13 protein-coding genes are annotated in these 17680 nt (G+C 57.3%); 10 read left to right on the top strand and 3 right to left on the bottom strand.

Going from position 1 to position 17680, the window contains the following annotated elements:
• Positions 1-281: 281 nt before the first annotated feature.
• Both ppnN and queF read right to left on the bottom strand, forming a co-directional pair.
• Positions 282-1646, bottom strand: a complete 1365-nt coding sequence (ppnN, locus tag GNG29_RS18400; RefSeq protein WP_103180945.1) for a nucleotide 5'-monophosphate nucleosidase PpnN — start codon at positions 1644-1646, stop codon at positions 282-284.
• Positions 1647-1762: 116 nt separating this feature from the next.
• The gene (gene queF, locus GNG29_RS18395) at positions 1763-2605 is read right to left on the bottom strand and encodes an NADPH-dependent 7-cyano-7-deazaguanine reductase QueF (protein WP_103180944.1); all 843 of its coding nucleotides are present in this window, start codon (positions 2603-2605) and stop codon (positions 1763-1765) included.
• 68 nt (positions 2606-2673) lie between these two features.
• Between queF and syd the strand changes: the two genes are divergently transcribed.
• The 8 genes from syd (at position 2674) to GNG29_RS18355 (ending at position 11182) form a co-directional block, all read left to right on the top strand.
• Complete coding sequence (syd, locus tag GNG29_RS18390) at positions 2674-3219, top strand: SecY-interacting protein (protein WP_156655173.1); 546 nt, start codon at positions 2674-2676, stop codon at positions 3217-3219.
• A 632-nt stretch (positions 3220-3851) separates the two neighbouring features.
• Complete coding sequence (locus tag GNG29_RS18385; protein ID WP_103180942.1) at positions 3852-4178, top strand: YqcC family protein; 327 nt, start codon at positions 3852-3854, stop codon at positions 4176-4178.
• On the top strand, positions 4175-4969 hold the full coding sequence (gene truC, locus GNG29_RS18380; protein ID WP_103180941.1) for a tRNA pseudouridine(65) synthase TruC: 795 nt from the start codon (positions 4175-4177) through the stop codon (positions 4967-4969). Before GNG29_RS18385 ends, truC begins: the two co-directional genes overlap by 4 nt.
• Positions 4970-4972: 3 nt before the next feature.
• Positions 4973-5422 (top strand): flavodoxin, encoded by a 450-nt coding sequence (locus GNG29_RS18375; protein WP_103180940.1) that lies wholly within the window; start codon positions 4973-4975, stop codon positions 5420-5422.
• A 484-nt stretch (positions 5423-5906) separates the two neighbouring features.
• Positions 5907-7259, top strand: coding sequence for a galactarate/glucarate/glycerate transporter GudP (gene gudP, locus GNG29_RS18370; protein WP_103180939.1), 1353 nt, complete (start codon positions 5907-5909; stop codon positions 7257-7259).
• A 2-nt stretch (positions 7260-7261) separates the two neighbouring features.
• Positions 7262-8602: an enolase C-terminal domain-like protein gene (locus GNG29_RS18365; protein ID WP_103181129.1), complete on the top strand. Its 1341-nt coding sequence runs from the start codon at positions 7262-7264 to the stop codon at positions 8600-8602.
• A 12-nt stretch (positions 8603-8614) separates the two neighbouring features.
• Complete coding sequence (gene gudD, locus GNG29_RS18360; RefSeq protein WP_168192060.1) at positions 8615-9955, top strand: glucarate dehydratase; 1341 nt, start codon at positions 8615-8617, stop codon at positions 9953-9955.
• Between the two features lie 87 nt (positions 9956-10042).
• Positions 10043-11182, top strand: a complete 1140-nt coding sequence (locus GNG29_RS18355; protein WP_103180937.1) for a glycerate kinase — start codon at positions 10043-10045, stop codon at positions 11180-11182.
• Positions 11183-11220: 38 nt separating this feature from the next.
• Here the strand turns inward: GNG29_RS18355 and barA are convergent, their stop codons facing one another.
• Positions 11221-13992, bottom strand: a complete 2772-nt coding sequence (gene barA, locus GNG29_RS18350) for a two-component sensor histidine kinase BarA (RefSeq protein ID WP_156655172.1) — start codon at positions 13990-13992, stop codon at positions 11221-11223.
• A gap of 57 nt (positions 13993-14049) precedes the next feature.
• Between barA and rlmD the strand changes: the two genes are divergently transcribed.
• On the top strand, positions 14050-15348 hold the full coding sequence (gene rlmD / locus GNG29_RS18345) for a 23S rRNA (uracil(1939)-C(5))-methyltransferase RlmD (protein WP_156655171.1): 1299 nt from the start codon (positions 14050-14052) through the stop codon (positions 15346-15348).
• A gap of 52 nt (positions 15349-15400) precedes the next feature.
• Positions 15401-17638 carry a GTP diphosphokinase gene (gene relA, locus GNG29_RS18340; RefSeq protein ID WP_103822711.1) on the top strand — a complete coding sequence of 746 codons (2238 nt, stop codon included), beginning with the start codon at positions 15401-15403 and terminating at the stop codon, positions 17636-17638.
• Positions 17639-17680: the final 42 nt, after the last annotated feature.

Below are 17680 nucleotides of genomic sequence, written 5' to 3'. Positions count from 1 at the left end.
ATATGTAGCGTGATAGAGAGCCCGGGAATATAGGTGTCATACGCTGTAAAAGTGAGTTTTTAGAGGATTTTTTCGTGATTTAAGACGTTTGTAGCTAATAAATAACGCTTAGAAATTGTACGTAATCGTTTGCGTTTGGTTATCTAAACGCAAAAAGATAAGTTACGGTGATATCTCAAGCCACGCCATGTGGCTGAAGGGAATAAAAAAGCCGGGCGGCTGAAGGCGATTCCCGGCGGGGGAGAGTGAGAAGGTGCCCGACACGCAGCCGGGCACGGGTGTTATGCGCAAATCTCGTAGCAGGGGATGTAGGCGCTGCCCGGAAGTTTCATACGATGCTGAGCGACAAAGCCCTGGAGCAGATCGTCCATGCGGCGCATCATTTCGCGGTCGCCATGAATTTTATAGGGACCAAACTCCTCGATGGCCTGGATACCCACCTCTTTAACGTTACCGGCCACGATGCCTGAGAAGGCGCGACGCAGATCGGCGGCCAGCGTTTCAACCGGCTGATCGGGGTAGAGCTTCAGGTTAGCCATATTTTCATGGGATGGCTCAAACGGGATCTGCAGATCGGGCGAAATACGGATCGACCAGTTAAAGCTGTAGGCATCCCCGGTATCCCGGCGGTTCTCTTTCACCAGCGGCATGGCCTTTTTCATCTGGCGTGCCACTTCTGCGGCATCGTCAATAATAATGCGATAGTGACGACGGGCCGTTTCTCCCAGCGTATGCACAATGAACTCATCCAGGACGCGGAAGTAGTCGGCGCTCTCTTTCGGGCCGGTGAGGATCAGCGGCAGCACCTGATCGTGGTTTGCCGGATGCATCAGAATGCCCAGCAGATAGAGCAACTCTTCTGCTGTCCCTACGCCGCCCGGGAAGATGATAATCCCGTGGGCGATACGGACAAACGCCTCCAGACGTTTCTCAATGTCCGGCATGATGATCAGTTCGTTAACCAGCGGATTGGGTGGTTCAGCGGCGATAATAGACGGCTCGGTCATACCGATGAAGCGGCCCTCTTTGTAGCGCTGCTGCGCATGGCCCACTGCCGCTCCCTTCATTGGCGCCTCCATCGCACCCGGGCCACAGCCTGTGCAGATGTTCAGCTCGCGCAGACCCAACTGGGTGCCCACGCGACGGGCGTAGAGATATTCGGTTTCGTTAATGGAGTGACCACCCCAGCACACCACCATGCTTGGCGCTTCGCCCACGTGCAGAGCACGGGCGTTACGCAGAATAGAGAAGACCAGGTTGGTAATATGAACGGAGCTTTCCAGGTTCAGATGCTGAAAACGACCGGCGTTATTGATCTGGCCGTTCACAAACAGGATATCGCGCAGGACCGCAAACAGGTTGGCCTGCAGCGCACGAATGATGCGCCCGTCAACAAAGGCCTCTTCTGGCGGGTTAATCAGTTCCAGCTTTACGCCACGTTCGCGGCGCAGGACATTGATATCAAAGCTTTCAAAGCGCGACAGCAACTCTTTGCTGTTGTCGGTGAGGCTACCGGAGTTCAGAACGGCAAGTGAACAGTTGCGAAACAATTGATAAAGATCGCTGCTGGCCGTGCTCTTGAGCATGTCCACTTCCAGCTGCGACAACATATCCATTGAGCCAAGCGGGCTAATATGTGTAATCAAGTGAGCTCCTTACGGGACGTTTATCGTCTTTCCCCGTTGATTACAATAGCCCTGGCTTATGACCTTTCACAACCTAAAGCGCGGAACATACCGCGCATATTATAAATTTATTTATTTTACTGACGTACTAACCGACCGATGGCAGGAACAAAATCGGTATTGCTGCGCCACGGGTTGATATCCAGTCCGCCGCGTCGGGTATAGCGGGCATAGACGCTGAGCGCCTCCGGCTGGCAGAAATGAAGAATATCGTTGAAGATGCGCTCCACGCACTGCTCGTGGAACTCATTGTGGTTACGGAAGGAGACCAGGTAGCGCAGCAGCTTCTCACGATCGATTTTTGCCCCGCGATACTGGATCTGCACCGAACCCCAGTCAGGCTGATGGGTAATCAGGCAGTTGGATTTGAGCAGGTGGCTGACCAGCGTCTCTTCCACCACTTTGCCGCTGGCACTCTTTTCCAGCCACGCGGTGTCAAACTGATAGTTGTCAATCTCAATATCTTGATCGTCGATGCAGGTGCCGTGGAAGTGGGCGATGGGCTGGCCTTCAAGCTCATCAATCCGGTAGAGCGCCACCGTGACCTTGCCCTGGGCACAGGCGCTTAAATCCCTCTCCAGAGTGCGCTGTACCGCTTCCCAGCTCTCAAAGCGGGTCTGGTTAAAGCTGTTGAGGTAGAGCTTAAAGCTTTTGGACTCCACCAGATTGACGCTGGTGTAATCCAGCTCAACATGACCCACTGCCACCTGCGGTAAACCGCGGGCGTTAAGCCAGGAGAGCTCGTAGAGCGTCCAGATATCTCCGCCGTGGAAAGGCAGGGCATCGGCCTTCAGGCCCAGCGGATCGCGGTTGAGGCTGCGCGGCACCCCCTGCAACAGGCTGGCATCGTAGATGTCGCGGTAGGCTGTGCTTTTGCCCAGCGTCAGGCCCGATAAGGCATCATGGTTTTCGTAAGACATGTTTCATTGTCACTTTAAAGGTAAACTATGGGCTGAGTGTATCCTGGCTTATATGAAGAGAGAAACCGGTGGATAAAGAGACTGCTGCTGCGTTAACCGCATTTACCACGCGTTACTGTGACGCCTGGCATGAACAGAAAGCGTCATGGCCGCAAAGCGAAGAGCTGTACGGCGTGCCTTCACCCTGCATTATCACCTCTTCCGGCGAGACCGTGACCTGGCAGCCGCAGCCGTTTACCGCTGAGCAGAGTGTAAAAGCCATTGAACGTGCCATGGACATTGTGGTACAACCTCCGGTTCACGCGTTCTATACCACACAGTTCGCCGGGGATATGTGCGCTCGCTTTGATAATGAAGCGATGACGCTGCTGCAAACCTGGAGCGAAGAAGACCTGCTGCTCGTGCAGGAGAACCTGATTGGGCACCTTGTTACTCAGAAGCGCCTGAAGCTATCGCCAACGTTGTTTATCGCCACGCTCGACAGTGAAATGGACGTTATCTCTGTCTGCAACCTTACAGGTAACGTGATAAAAGAGACGCTGGGTACGCAGAAGCGTCAGATCCTCTCCGCTTCCCTTGCGGATTTTCTTAATCATCTTCATCCCGTCGTGTAATCCTGCATACTACTGCGCGTGTGAGAGATCTCTTACAGAGTTTGTGAGAGATCGCCCTTATTAGTTGAATGCTTTAACCATCCCGCTATTTAATAATCACTAATTTATCAGTAACTTGTCTTTTTAAAACGCTTAGCACAGATACGCAAACTTTTTAATTTGGCTTACGTAGTACCTTGTAAGACGAAGCGGAATCATGGATTCTATCTCCGTCGACAGGAAGCCGACACAAGAAACGAACATCAGGATGATGACGTTTCTTAATAAGGACACGTCAGGAAGACGCTACAAGGAAGGCTTCAGGATGAAGCAAGAGGATCACGCAGGACGCGTTGAAGGACACCTCCAGGAAGGAGAATGAGAGCCGGTACAGATGTCCGGTGGGTCAGGAAGACCAGGACGCTTCAGGAAGAAGCAGTCACATCAGGACGATGTGCGCAGGATGCAGCGGTCAAGGGAAGACCAGGCCTTAGGGTCAGAGGAAAAGTTGTCACGGATGAGCAGGGAGCACTAAAAGTAGCTGGATTGCTACGAAACGAACCGGGAGCACTGTTTTTACAGTGCTCCCTTTTTTTATTTCTGCGTGGTCTTTGCTATGCTGCGCGCCGTTCACATTTTCAGTTGAGGTTTGTATGACCCATCACGACAACGTGCGCGCGCAACTGCACGCCATTGAAGCTTTACTGCGCGACCATCAGCTGTGGCAGGAGACGGCGCCGCAGCCAGAGGCTTTTGAGAGCACGCAACCTTTCTGTATGGATACCCTGGAGCCGTTTGAGTGGCTGCAATGGGTCCTCATTCCCCGCATGCATGCACTGCTCGACAGCGGCCATCCGCTACCCCAGAGCTTTGCCGTGGCGCCCTATTATGAAATGGCGCTGGACGCTGCTCATCCGTCACGCGACGCGGTGCTGGCCGTGCTGCTGGCCCTCGATACGCTCTTCGGCGACGAAGCATGATCGAGATCCTCTATCAGGATGAGTGGCTGGTCGCTGTTAATAAGCCCTCCGGCTGGCTGGTGCACCGTAGCTGGCTGGACCGGGATGAAAAAGTGGTGGTGATGCAGACGGTGCGCGACCAGATCGGTCAGCATGTCTTCACTGCCCACCGTCTGGACAGACCCACTTCCGGCGTTCTGCTGATGGGGCTCTCCAGCGAGGCCGGTCGACGTCTGGCGCAGCAGTTTGAGCAGCATCAGATCCAGAAACGCTACCATGCGATTGTCCGGGGCTGGCTGACAGAGTGCGCCACGCTCGATTACCCCCTGACGGAAGAGCTGGATAAAATTGCCGATAAGTATGCCCGCGACGACAAAGGCCCGCAGCCCGCGGTAACCGACTATCGCGGCATGGCGACCACTGAAATGCCCGTTCCCACCAGTAAGTTTCCCACCACGCGCTATAGTCTGATTGAACTGGAGCCGAAAACCGGGCGTAAGCACCAGCTGCGACGCCACCTTGCCCATCTTCGCCATCCGATCATCGGCGACAGCAAGCATGGCGACTTGCGGCAAAACCGCAGCGCCGCGGAGCATTTCGGCTGCCATCGTCTGATGCTACACGCCAGCCAGCTGCAACTTATCCATCCGTTTACCGGCAAGCCACTGACGATCCGGGCCGGGCTGGACGAGGTGTGGATGCAGGCGTTGTCACAGTTTGGATGGCGCGGACAACTCCCCGAAAATGAAAGGGTTGAGTTTGACGTAACCAACGTTCAGGATGATCGGAACGAGCGTTTAATCAGGGAGTAAAACATGGCGGTAATCGGAATTTTTGTCGGCACGATGTACGGTAACTCGCTGCTGGTGGCAGAAGAGGCCGAAGCGATTCTGGCAGGCATGGGTCATAAAGCCACGGTCTATGAAGATCCCGATCTGGCCGACTGGGAAAAATATCAGGGCCAGTATGTGCTGGTGGTCACCTCGACAACCGGGCAGGGCGATCTCCCGGACAGCATTGTTCCGCTATTCCAGGGAATTAAAGATAAGCTGGGTTATCAGCCGGAAATGCGTTACGGCATTATTGCGCTCGGTGACAGCACTTACGCGAATTTCTGCGGTGGCGGTAAGCTGTTCGACGCTCTGTTACAGGAGCAAAGCGCGCAGCGCGTGGGTGATATGCTGATGATTGACGCCTCTGAACACCCTGAGCCGGAAGGCGAATCCAATCCCTGGGTTGAACAGTGGGGCACATTGCTAAAATAAGTTCCTGCCCTCCCTGAGCGGAGGGCCAGAACTCTTTGCCAGTTGACAAAGCGACCATGCAGCCAGTATAAGTTAACTGAATCGAGTAAGCTTTGGGCAATCGCCCGTAAATCCTCATCTGAAGCGCGGTTATTAGCAGGCATTTTCACTGCGTCAAGCGACCTGTTTCACACTCCCGTTATTCCCTGGCACTGGCCTCCCCCTTACGGGCAGGCAGTTTTCATTTCCGTGAAGTCTCTTCCATTGTCCTGGGCTTTTGCCACAAACAACCGCACAGAGCCGTGCCAATGTTGTGTTGATGCACGGTGAGAGGGGCCAGGTTCCTTTCTTATACTTTTTCCGCCAGTTAATAAAAATGCAGTCAGTAAGGCGAAACGACCTACATGTTCGAACTGCAAAAACACATACACGTCATTCTGATTACCCTACGGTTGAGCTGTTCAGAATGAACGTAGCGAAAACGCTATGATTCAGGAGTGCAAGAATGAGTTCATTAAGCCAAGCGGCGAGCAGCGCTGAAAAGCGTACTAACGCCCGCTACTGGATAGTGGTGATGCTGTTTATCGTCACATCCTTCAACTATGGCGACCGCGCCACCCTGTCGATTGCCGGTTCAGAAATGGCAAAAGATATCGGTCTGGATCCGGTCGGTATGGGGTATGTTTTCTCGGCATTTTCATGGGCCTATGTTATCGGCCAAATTCCTGGCGGTTGGCTGCTGGATCGCTTCGGTTCAAAACGCGTCTATTTCTGGTCCATTTTCATCTGGTCCATGTTTACCCTGCTGCAGGGCTTTGTCGATATCTTTAACGGCTTTGGCATCATTGTCGCGCTCTTTACCCTGCGCTTCCTCGTCGGGCTGGCAGAAGCCCCATCCTTCCCCGGCAACAGCCGAATCGTGGCTGCCTGGTTCCCGGCTCAGGAGAGGGGAACGGCGGTCTCCATTTTTAACTCTGCACAATACTTTGCCACCGTCATCTTTGCGCCCATCATGGGCTGGCTGACGCACGAGGTGGGCTGGTCGCATGTGTTCTTCTTTATGGGCGGTCTGGGCATTGTGATCAGCTTTATCTGGCTGAAAGTGATCCACGAACCGAACCAGCATCCCGGCGTAAACCAGAAAGAGCTGGACTACATTGCCGCAGGCGGCGCGCTGATCAACATGGATCAGGCGAGCAGCAAAGCGAAAGTCCCCTTCAGCCAGAAATGGGGCCAAATCAAACAGCTGGTGGGTTCCCGCATGATGCTCGGGATCTATCTCGGCCAGTACTGCATCAACGCCTTAACCTACTTCTTTATTACCTGGTTCCCGGTCTATCTGGTGCAGGCGCGCGGCATGTCAATTCTGAAAGCCGGGTTTGTCGCCTCCGTTCCGGCAATCTGCGGCTTTGTCGGCGGCGTACTGGGCGGGGTAATTTCCGACTGGCTGATGCGTCGTACTGGCTCGTTGAATATCGCCCGTAAAACGCCAATCGTGCTGGGTATGCTGCTCTCCATGACGATGGTGATGTGTAACTACGTGAACGCCGAGTGGATGATTATCGGCTTTATGGCGATGGCCTTCTTCGGTAAAGGTATCGGGGCGCTGGGCTGGGCGGTGATGGCAGATACCGCGCCGAAAGAGATCAGCGGTCTGAGCGGCGGTCTGTTCAACATGTTCGGCAACATCTCCGGGATCGTCACCCCGATCGCCATTGGCTACATTGTCGGTACCACCGGTTCGTTCAACGGGGCGCTGATCTACGTCGGTATCCATGCCCTGGTAGCGGTACTGAGCTACCTGGTCCTGGTGGGTGATATCAAACGTATCGAGCTGAAACCTGTTACGGAGCGTTGATGATGAGTATGCAATCCAGCCCTGTCGTCACTGAAATGAAGGTTATCCCGGTTGCCGGCCAGGACAGTATGCTGCTGAACATTGGCGGCGCGCATAACGCCTGGTTTACCCGTAATATCGTGGTACTGACCGATAACGCCGGGAATACCGGCGTAGGTGAAGCGCCTGGCGGCGAGGTGATCTACCAGACCCTGGTGGATGCCATTCCGCAGGTGGTGGGTCAGGAGGTGGCGCGCCTGAACAAAGTGGTGCAGCGCGTACACAAAGGCAACCAGTCTGCCGATTTCGATACGTTCGGCAAAGGTGCCTGGACCTTTGAGCTGCGGGTGAATGCGGTGGCGGCGCTGGAAGCGGCGCTGCTGGACCTGCTCGGCAAAGCGCTGAACGTGCCGGTGTGTGAACTGCTCGGCCCTGGAAAACAGCGCGATGCGGTCACCGTGCTGGGCTATCTCTTCTACCTGGGCGATCGCACCAAAACCGATCTCCCTTACCTGGAACGTTCGCCGGGCAGCCACGAGTGGTATCACCTGCGCCATCAGGAGGCGCTCTCCAGTGAGGCGGTGGTGCGTCTGGCGGAAGCGGCGCAGGATCGCTACGGCTTTAAGGATTTCAAACTGAAAGGCGGCGTTCTGCCGGGCGAGCAGGAAATTGAGAGCGCCCGCGCCCTGAAAAAACGCTTCCCGGATGCCCGCATTACCGTGGATCCCAACGGCGCCTGGCTGCTGGATGAAGCTATCGCCCTGTGCAAAGGGCTGGGCGATGTCCTGACCTACGCCGAAGATCCGTGCGGCGCCGAGCAGGGTTTCTCTGGCCGTGAGGTGATGGCGGAGTTCCGCCGCGCCACGGGCCTGCCGGTAGCGACCAACATGATCGCCACCAACTGGCGCGAGATGGGACATGCCGTCATGCTCAACGCGGTCGATATTCCGCTGGCGGACCCGCACTTCTGGACCCTTTCCGGCGCGGTACGGGTGGCGCAGCTGTGCGATGACTGGGGCCTGACCTGGGGTTGTCACTCCAACAACCACTTTGATATTTCGCTGGCGATGTTTACCCATGTCGGTGCCGCCGCACCGGGCACGCCGACCGCTATAGACACCCACTGGATCTGGCAGGAAGGCGAAGCGCGCCTGACTAAAAATCCACTCGAAATTAAACACGGCAAGATTGCCGTACCTGACGCTCCGGGGCTTGGCGTGGAACTTGACTGGGATCAGATCCACAAAGCGCATGAGGCGTATAAGAAACTGCCAGGCGGCGCGCGTAATGACGCAGGCCCGATGCAGTACCTTATCCCCGGCTGGACCTTTGACCGTAAACGCCCGGCGTTCGGTCGCCACTGATTAAAGGATGGAATTATGAGCACGTCTACTACTCCTGTTGTGACCTCCATGCAGATTATCCCGGTCGCGGGTCATGACAGCATGCTGATGAACCTGAGCGGCGCCCATGCCCCGTTCTTCACCCGTAATATTGTGATTATCAAAGATAACGCCGGTCACACCGGGGTAGGTGAAATCCCGGGTGGCGAGAAGATCCGTAAAACGCTGGAAGATGCGATCCCGTTAGTGGTGGGTCAAACCCTGGGCGCCTATAAAAACGTTCTTAACGCCGTCCGTAACGAATTTGCCGACCGTGACGCAAGTGGCCGCGGGTTGCAGACCTTCGACCTGCGCACCACTATCCACGTGGTGACCGGTATTGAAGCGGCGATGCTCGACCTGCTGGGCCAGCATCTGGGCGTTAACGTCGCCTCCCTGCTGGGTGACGGGCAGCAGCGCACCGAAGTTGAGATGCTGGGCTACCTGTTCTTTGTGGGCAACCGCAAGCTGACCCCGCTGCCGTACCAGAGCCAGCCGGATGAGCAGTGCGACTGGTATCGCCTGCGCCATGAAGAGGCGATGACCCCTGATGCGGTGGTCCGTCTGGCGGAAGCCGCCTACGAGAAGTACGGCTTTAACGATTTCAAACTCAAGGGCGGCGTGCTGGCGGGTGAAGAAGAAGCCGAATCGATCATTGCACTGGCGAAACGCTTCCCACAGGCGCGCGTCACCCTCGATCCAAACGGCGCATGGTCGCTGGACGAGGCGATCCGCATCGGTAAGCGTCTGAAGGGCGTGCTGGCCTATGCGGAAGATCCGTGCGGTGCCGAGCAGGGCTTCTCTGGGCGTGAAGTGATGGCCGAGTTCCGCCGCGCCACCGGTCTGCCAACCGCCACCAACATGATCGCCACCGACTGGCGTCAGATGGGGCATACCCTGTCGCTGCAGTCGGTGGATATCCCGCTGGCGGATCCGCACTTCTGGACCATGCAGGGCTCGGTGCGCGTGGCGCAGATGTGCCACGAGTTCGGCCTGACCTGGGGCTCACACTCCAACAACCACTTTGATATCTCGCTGGCGATGTTCACCCACGTGGCCGCAGCCGCGCCGGGCAACATCACCGCCATCGACACCCACTGGATCTGGCAGGAGGGCAACCAGCGCCTGACCAAACAGCCGTTCGAAATCAAGGGCGGTATGGTGCAGGTACCAACCACACCGGGTCTGGGCGTGGAGCTGGATATGGATCAGGTGATGAAGGCGCACGAGCTCTACCTGCAGCACGGTCTGGGCGCACGCGACGACGCGATGGCGATGCAGTACCTGATTCCGGAGTGGACCTTCAACAACAAACGCCCTTGCATGGTGCGTTAAGTCCGGTGCCGGTTCCTGCGGGAGTCGGCATTATCTCTTGCGTGACGGGTGTATGCTTATGGTAGTCAACATGCGTAAGGACGGCTTATGAAAATAGTGATCGCACCGGACTCTTACAAAGAGAGCCTGAGTGCCCTGGCAGTGGCAACGGCGATAGAGCAAGGATTTTGCGAGATTTTCCCCACGGCGGAGTACGTGAAACTGCCGGTTGCCGATGGCGGGGAGGGCACCGTGGAAGCGATGGTCGCCGCCACCCAGGGTGAAATTATTCAGGTACGCGTAACGGGGCCGCTCGGCGAGCATGTTGACGGTTTTTATGGCCGCTCCGGCGATGGAAAAAGCGCATTCATCGAGATGGCGGCGGCCAGCGGTCTGGAGCTGGTTCCCCCGGCCCAGCGCAATCCGCTGAAAACCACCTCCTGGGGAACCGGGGAGCTGATCCGCCATGCCCTGGATGCAGGCGTAAAACATATCATCATTGGGATTGGCGGCAGCGCCACTAACGATGGCGGCGCAGGGATGGTGCAGGCGCTTGGTGCGAAACTGCTGGACGAACAGGGTCACGCCATCGGTCCCGGCGGCGGTGAACTGGAAAGGCTGGCACGTATCGATATCAGCGGTCTGGATAAACGACTGACGGCGTGCCGCATTGAGGTGGCATGCGATGTCACTAACCCGCTGACCGGCGACAATGGCGCGTCCGCCGTGTTTGGTCCGCAAAAGGGGGCGACCTCAGAGATGATCGTGCGCCTCGATCGCGCGCTGACGCAGTATGCCCGGATCATCGCCCGCGACCTGGACGTTGACGTGCTCGGGCTGGCGGGTGGCGGCGCGGCGGGCGGTATGGGCGCGGCGTTGTATGCGTTTTGCGGCGCGCAGCTGCGCCAGGGTATTGAAATCGTCACCGATGCGCTCAATCTCGACGGCCTGGTGGCCGATGCCGATCTGGTGATCACCGGCGAAGGGCGGATCGACAGCCAGACCGTTCATGGCAAAGTGCCGGTAGGGGTGGCGAAGATTGCCAAACGCTACAATAAACCGGTCATTGGCCTCGCGGGCAGCCTGACGGCGGACGTCGGCGTGGTGCATGACCATGGCATCGACGCGGTGTTCAGCGTGATTTATACCGTCTGTACGCTGGAAGAGGCGCTGGAAGAGGCCGAAGAAAACGTGCGGATGGCGGCCCGCAATATCGCCGCCGTATTAAAAGTGGGAAGGGGGCTGTAATCCCTTCTGTTCCCCCTCTTCCTGTCGGGAGAGGGGCCTTACGACCCCAGCACCTTCATCGCTTCCCGCGTGACGTTATCCATCTCATCCAGCAACTCCAGGAACTCCGGCTCTAGCTCGCTTTCCGGCGTACCGGAACGTAACTGCTGCTCCAGCAGCTGACAGAGATTCTTAAGACGTGGCACCCCGCTGTACCCGCAGCTGCCGTGCAGCTTATGGATCGCCCCGACCAGGTCTTCCGGGTTTTCTCCCACCAGTTGTTCTTCCACTTTATTGCGGATCTCTGGCAGGAACGCGACCAGCATCTGCAGCATCTCCCGCGCGAGGTCATTTTTGCCCGCCGCCTGACGCAGCGCCAGCTGCCAGTCGAGGGTGGCACTGACGTTAGTCACAATCTCCGGGGCCGCCGGCGGAATCTCCGGTGCGGGGATCCAGTTGCCTGTGGTAGGGCCGGGTTTGTAGCGCAGCAGCAGGCTGTGCAGTTTCTCTTCTTCAATCGGCTTCGCCAGATAGTCGTTCATCCCGGCGCTCAGCAGCTTCTCCTTTTGCCCCGCCATCGCATGCGCCGTCACGGCAATCACCGGGGTTTGCTGCTGATGAGGAAGCTGGCGAATCAGTTCACAGGCGCGGATGCCGTCCATACCGGGCATCTGAATATCCATCATGATCAGGTCAAACTGCTTCTCCTTCGCTCGCTCCACCGCCTGCAGACCGCTCTCGCACAGTTCGACATGCTGAACCTGATCCTCCAGCAACGCCCCGATCAGCTTCAGGTTGGCGGGGTTGTCATCCACCGCCATCACGGTCATCGGCAGTTTGCTCTCATCGCTGGTCATCGGTGCGATGTGATGGTTCAGACGGCAATATTCCGTCAGCGTTGGCAACAGGCGCGTGGCCGTCAGCGGTTTCAGCAGGCAGGCGGCCGCCCCGTCATGTTTTAGCTCCTCGGCGTTGATCTGGGCATGGCAGGGCAGGGCCAGCAGCAGGTAATCGGTCATCGAGGCCGCTTTCGCCAGCCGCTCCTCCTGCATGGTCAGATCGCCGGTAAAGGTCACCGGGATCCCCAGCAGCAGGATGTCGTAATGGTCAACCGGCAACGTGGAGAAGTTCGGGCTGTAGACCACCTCCAGCGGCGTCGTGCTTAACACATCGAGCGTGCTTTGCGCGGCGGCGGTATTGGGCTCCACGTACGCCAGCCGTTTACCCTGCAGGCAATCCATGGCCGGACGATCGGTCAGCACGTTCGGATTCAGGTCGAGGTTGATATGGAACCAGAAGGTCGAACCCCGGTTAGGCTGGCTGTGGAAGGAGATATCGCCCCCCATCTCATTAACCAGTTTTTGCGTGATGACCAGCCCCAGCCCGGTACCGCCGTGGCGGCGGGAGATACTGGCGTCGGCCTGGCGGAAGGCCTGGAACAGCCGGGACTGATCGCGCTCAGGAATACCGATCCCCGTGTCGCGGATCTGCACCTCAATCTGCACTTTGGTATTGCTGATGGAGCGTTTTTCGACCAGCACGTCGATGTTCCCGCTCTCGGTGAACTTAATGGCGTTACCCACCAGGTTGGTGATCACCTGTTGCAGGCGCAGCGGATCGCCAATGACGTTGTCCGGCACATCATTTTTAATGTTCAGCGTAAGCTCCAGCCCCTTGTCGTGGGAGGAGTGCGCCAGTAGGGTGACCACCTCATCCAGGGTGTTGCGCAGCGGGAACGGAATACTCTCGAGGATCAATTTGCCCGCTTCGAGCTTGGAGAAGTCCAGTACGTCATTGATGATCGCCAGCAGGTTGTTGGCGGAGCGTTCAATGGTATGCAGGTGGTCACGCTGGGTCGGGTTGAGCTCGGTTTTCAGCGTCAGGCGGGTAAAGCCAATCACCCCGTTGAGCGGGGTGCGCAGCTCGTGGGACATATTCGCCAGGAACTCCGACTTGATGCGTGCCGCCTCCTGGGCGCGTTTTTTAGCCAGATCCAGCTCAACGTTCTGGATCTCCATCTGCTCCAGCGTTTCGCGCAGGTCGGAAGTAGCCTGATCGACGTTATGCTGCATCTCCTCATGGTATGCCGCCAGCGACATGGCCATTGAGTTGATGCCGTTTTTCAGCATATCCAGCTCGCCGAGCATAAAGCCTTCGACGCGGCTGTCGAGCTGGCCCCGGCGGATCCGGTCGACGGTATTTACCATGTTGCGGATGGGGCTGGTTACATCCCGCATCAGACGCCAGCCGAAGATCAGCGCAATGCCGATACAGAACAGCATCATCACCGTGGAGATAAAGATCTCCCGGTACTGTTGCAGCCGCACGGACTTGAGATCCAGCTCCAGCGCCACATATCCCAACAGATTGTTATTGGGCTTAGCGTCCGACGCGGGAGATTCATCCGGTGAATAGCTTTCCGAAATAATAGGGGTGCGCAGGATCATTTTTTCATCCTGGCGGATCACGCTCAGCCGTTTTGGAAACGCCGTACCATCCGGCAGCTTCAGGGTGTCGGGATCAAGCTGAATATTGGAGGTCACAAACAGGTGATTATTTTGGTCATACACTGAAATCGCCCGCACAATGTCCGAATGACGACGGTGCAGAATGCTGATGAGCTGGCCGATGGGCTCGCGATTTTGCAGGTTCATGCCGTACTCGCTGGAGACCGCGAGCGGCTCAATAATGCTGGCACCGGCGTCCTCGAGCTGACGTTGCAGGTCGTTATAACGGTGCACCACGAAGAAGGTACTCAGCAGTAAACCAATGAGTACGGTAGGGGCGAGGATCAAAATCATCATGCGCGCACGCAGGCTGTAGTTGGTCATGGAGTTCCGTTATGGGACAATTAGAGTCAATATGTTCATTTGAGAAAATTCCCGGCGATGGCGCAATTCTACTCTGCAAAGCGACGCGTGACGACGCGTCAGATCATAACTGTTGAAGTGACAGACCTCGATCCGTTCGGACAGGGGGTGGCGCGCCACGAGGGCAAGACCGTATTTATTCCCGGCCTGCTGCCCCAGGAGCGTGCGGAAATCACCCTGACGGAAGAGAAACGTCAGTACGCACGCGGGCAGGTAAAGCGCCGTCTTAATGATAGCCCGGAACGTGAAACGCCTCGCTGCCCGCACTTTGGCGTCTGCGGCGGCTGCCAACAACAGCACGCCAGCGTCGCGCTGCAGGAGCGCAGCAAAAGCAACGCCCTGGCGCGCCTGCTGAAGCACGACGTTGATGAAGTGATCGTAGATAAACCCTGGGGCTACCGCCGCCGGGCGCGTCTGAGCCTCAATTATCAGCCGAAAACCGCGCGTCTGGAGATGGGCTTTCGCAAGGCCAACTCCAGCGACATCGTTGATGTCAGAGCGTGCCCCATTCTGGTGCCCCGTCTTGAGGCATTGCTGCCAGAGGTGCGCAAATGCCTCTCTGACCTGCAGGGCGTCCGCCATCTTGGGCACGTTGAGCTGGTGCTGGCGAACAGTGGCCCGCTGATGGTGCTGCGCCATACGGCGCCGCTGTCGGCCCGGGATCGTGAAAAACTGGAACGCTTTTCGCATTCTCATGACCTTGCGCTTTATCTCGCCCCGCAAAGCGAGATACTTGAGCAACTGAGCGGCGAAACGCCCTGGTATGATTCAGACGGGCTACGCTTAACGTTCAGCCCGCGCGACTTCATTCAGGTTAACGACGGCGTTAACCAGCAGATGGTCGCGACCGCGCTGGCGTGGCTGGATATTCAGCCGGAGGACCGGGTACTCGACCTGTTTTGCGGGATGGGCAACTTTACCCTGCCGCTGGCAAAACGGGCACGAAGCGTGGTCGGCGTTGAAGGCGTGGCGGCGCTGGTGGAAAAGGGGCGCGATAACGCTGTTCACAATGCGCTGCAAAACGTGACATTTTTTCACGAAAATCTTGAAGAGGATGTTACCCAGCAGCCATGGGCGGCGCACGGTTTCGATAAAATCCTGCTTGATCCGGCACGCGCGGGCGCGCCAGGCGTGATGCAGCATATTATTAAACTGGCGCCCAAACGCGTGGTCTATGTTTCCTGTAATCCGGCAACGCTTGCCCGCGATAGCGAGGCGTTATTAGCGGCGGGTTACCAGATTCAGCGTCTGGCAATGCTTGATATGTTCCCGCACACTGGGCATCTGGAATCAATGGCGTTGTTTGAACACAATTGATGAGTTTCGGCTTGTCGAATTCGACAGGCAGGGGTCCCTAAAGGAGAGGACAATGGTTGCGGTAAGAAGTGCACATCTCAATAAAGCTGGTGAGTTTGACCCACAAAAATGGATCGCAAGTCTGGGGATTGCCAGCCAGCAGTCGTGTGAACGCTTAACCGAAACATGGGCCTACTGTCTGCGCACCACGCAGGGGCATCCCGATGCCGAGCTGCTGCTGTGGCGCGGCGTAGAGATGGTTGAGATCCTCTCCATGCTGAGTATGGATATCGACACCCTTCGTGCGGCTATGCTCTTCCCGCTGGCCGACGCCGAGGTGGTCACAGAAGAGGTGCTGCGCGAAAGCGTCGGGAAATCGATCGTGGCGCTGATCCACGGCGTGCGCGATATGGCGGCCATCCGTCAGCTCAAAGCCACCCACACCGATTCGGTCTCGTCTGAACAGGTGGATAACGTGCGTCGTATGCTGCTGGCGATGGTGGATGATTTCCGCTGTGTGGTCATTAAGCTTGCCGAACGCGTCGCCCACCTCCGGGAAGTCAAAGACGCGCCGGAAGACGAACGCGTGCTGGCGGCGAAAGAGTGCACCAACATCTATGCCCCGCTGGCGAACCGTCTGGGCATCGGCCAGCTGAAATGGGAGCTGGAGGATTACTGCTTCCGCTACCTGCACCCGGCGGAATACAAACGCATTGCTAAGCTGCTGCACGAACGCCGTATCGATCGGGAACACTACATCGATGAGTTTGTCGGCGGCTTACGTAAATCGATGAAAGAAGAGGGGGTGAAGGCTGAAGTCTATGGCCGTCCGAAGCATATCTACAGCATCTGGCGCAAAATGCAGAAAAAGCATCTCGCCTTTGACGAGCTGTTTGATGTGCGCGCCGTGCGTATCGTCGCCGAGCGGCTGCAGGACTGCTACGCCGCGCTGGGGATTGTCCACACCCATTACCGCCACCTGCCGGATGAGTTTGACGACTATGTCGCCAATCCGAAACCGAACGGCTACCAATCGATCCATACCGTGGTGCTGGGGCCGGGCGGCAAAACCGTCGAAATCCAGATCCGTACTAAGCAGATGCATGAGGAGTCCGAGCTCGGCGTCGCCGCGCACTGGAAGTATAAAGAGGGGCCCACAAGCGGGGCGCGCTCCGGGCACGAGGATCGTATCGCCTGGCTGCGTAAGCTGATTGCGTGGCAGGAGGAGATGGCCGACTCCGGTGAAATGCTCGACGAATTGCGCAGCCAGGTCTTTGACGACCGGGTCTACGTCTTTACGCCGAAAGGCGACGTGGTTGACCTGCCGGCAGGCTCAACGCCGCTCGACTTCGCCTACCATATCCATAGCGATGTGGGGCATCGCTGCATCGGCGCCAAAATCGGCGGGCGTATCGTGCCGTTCACCTACCAGCTGCAGATGGGCGACCAGATTGAGATCATCACCCAGAAACAGCCGAACCCGAGCCGCGACTGGCTGAACCCGAACCTCGGCTATGTCACCACCAGCCGCGGGCGCTCAAAAATTCATGCCTGGTTTCGCAAGCAGGATCGCGACAAGAATATTCTTGCCGGACGCCAGATCCTCGATGACGAGCTGGAGCATTTAGGCATCCACCTGAAAGAGGCAGAAAAATTCCTTCTGCCGCGCTACAACTTTAACGAGCTGGATGAGCTGCTGGCCGCCATTGGCGGTGGGGATATTCGTCTTAACCAGATGGTGAATTTCCTGCAGGCGCAGTTCAACAAACCGAGCGCGGAAGAGCAGGATGCGGCGGCGCTGAAGCAGCTTCAGCAGAAGAGCTACGCCCCCTCGCACCGTGGCAAAGAAAAAGACAAAGGCAGAGTGGTGGTGGAGGGCGTCGGCAACCTGATGCACCATATTGCCCGCTGCTGCCAGCCAATCCCGGGGGATGAGATTGTCGGCTTTATCACCCAGGGGCGCGGGATCTCCATTCACCGTGCGGACTGCGATCAGCTGGACGATTTACAGTCTCACGCGCCGGAACGCATCGTGGATGCGGTGTGGGGCGAGAGCTATTCCGCCGGTTATTCACTGGTAGTGCGGGTCTCAGCCAACGATCGCAGCGGCCTGCTGCGCGATATCACCACCATTCTGGCGAACGAGAAGGTGAACGTGCTGGGCGTCGCCAGCCGCAGCGATACGCGGCAGCAGCTCGCCACCATTGATATGACCATCGAAATCTATAACCTGCAGGTGCTGGGCCGTGTGCTCGGCAAGCTGAACCAGGTGCCGGATGTGATCGACGCCCGTCGTCTGCACGGCGGATAATCGCACCTTCTTTTGTAGGCCGGGTAAGGCGCAAGCCGCCAC

Source organism: Leclercia sp. Colony189, from assembly GCF_009740165.1.
In the GTDB taxonomy this organism is placed as follows: domain Bacteria; phylum Pseudomonadota; class Gammaproteobacteria; order Enterobacterales; family Enterobacteriaceae; genus Enterobacter.
Note: the sequence above shows the minus strand (reverse complement) of the source record. Positions and strands in the feature narration are given on the sequence as shown.

Bases quoted from the DNA above. Each gene is read 5' to 3' on its own strand.
- queF (WP_103180944.1), bottom strand. From the start codon at position 2,605: ATGTCTTACGAAAACCATGATGCCTTATCGGGCCTGACGCTGGGCAAA.
- GNG29_RS18385 (WP_103180942.1), top strand. From the start codon at position 3,852: ATGACCCATCACGACAACGTGCGCGCGCAACTGCACGCCATTGAAGCT.
- truC (WP_103180941.1), top strand. From the start codon at position 4,175: ATGATCGAGATCCTCTATCAGGATGAGTGGCTGGTCGCTGTTAATAAG.
- GNG29_RS18375 (WP_103180940.1), top strand. From the start codon at position 4,973: ATGGCGGTAATCGGAATTTTTGTCGGCACGATGTACGGTAACTCGCTG.
- gudP (WP_103180939.1), top strand. From the start codon at position 5,907: ATGAGTTCATTAAGCCAAGCGGCGAGCAGCGCTGAAAAGCGTACTAAC.
- GNG29_RS18365 (WP_103181129.1), top strand. From the start codon at position 7,262: ATGAGTATGCAATCCAGCCCTGTCGTCACTGAAATGAAGGTTATCCCG.
- GNG29_RS18355 (WP_103180937.1), top strand. From the start codon at position 10,043: ATGAAAATAGTGATCGCACCGGACTCTTACAAAGAGAGCCTGAGTGCC.
- barA (WP_156655172.1), bottom strand. From the start codon at position 13,992: ATGACCAACTACAGCCTGCGTGCGCGCATGATGATTTTGATCCTCGCC.
- rlmD (WP_156655171.1), top strand. From the start codon at position 14,050: ATGGCGCAATTCTACTCTGCAAAGCGACGCGTGACGACGCGTCAGATC.
- relA (WP_103822711.1), top strand. From the start codon at position 15,401: ATGGTTGCGGTAAGAAGTGCACATCTCAATAAAGCTGGTGAGTTTGAC.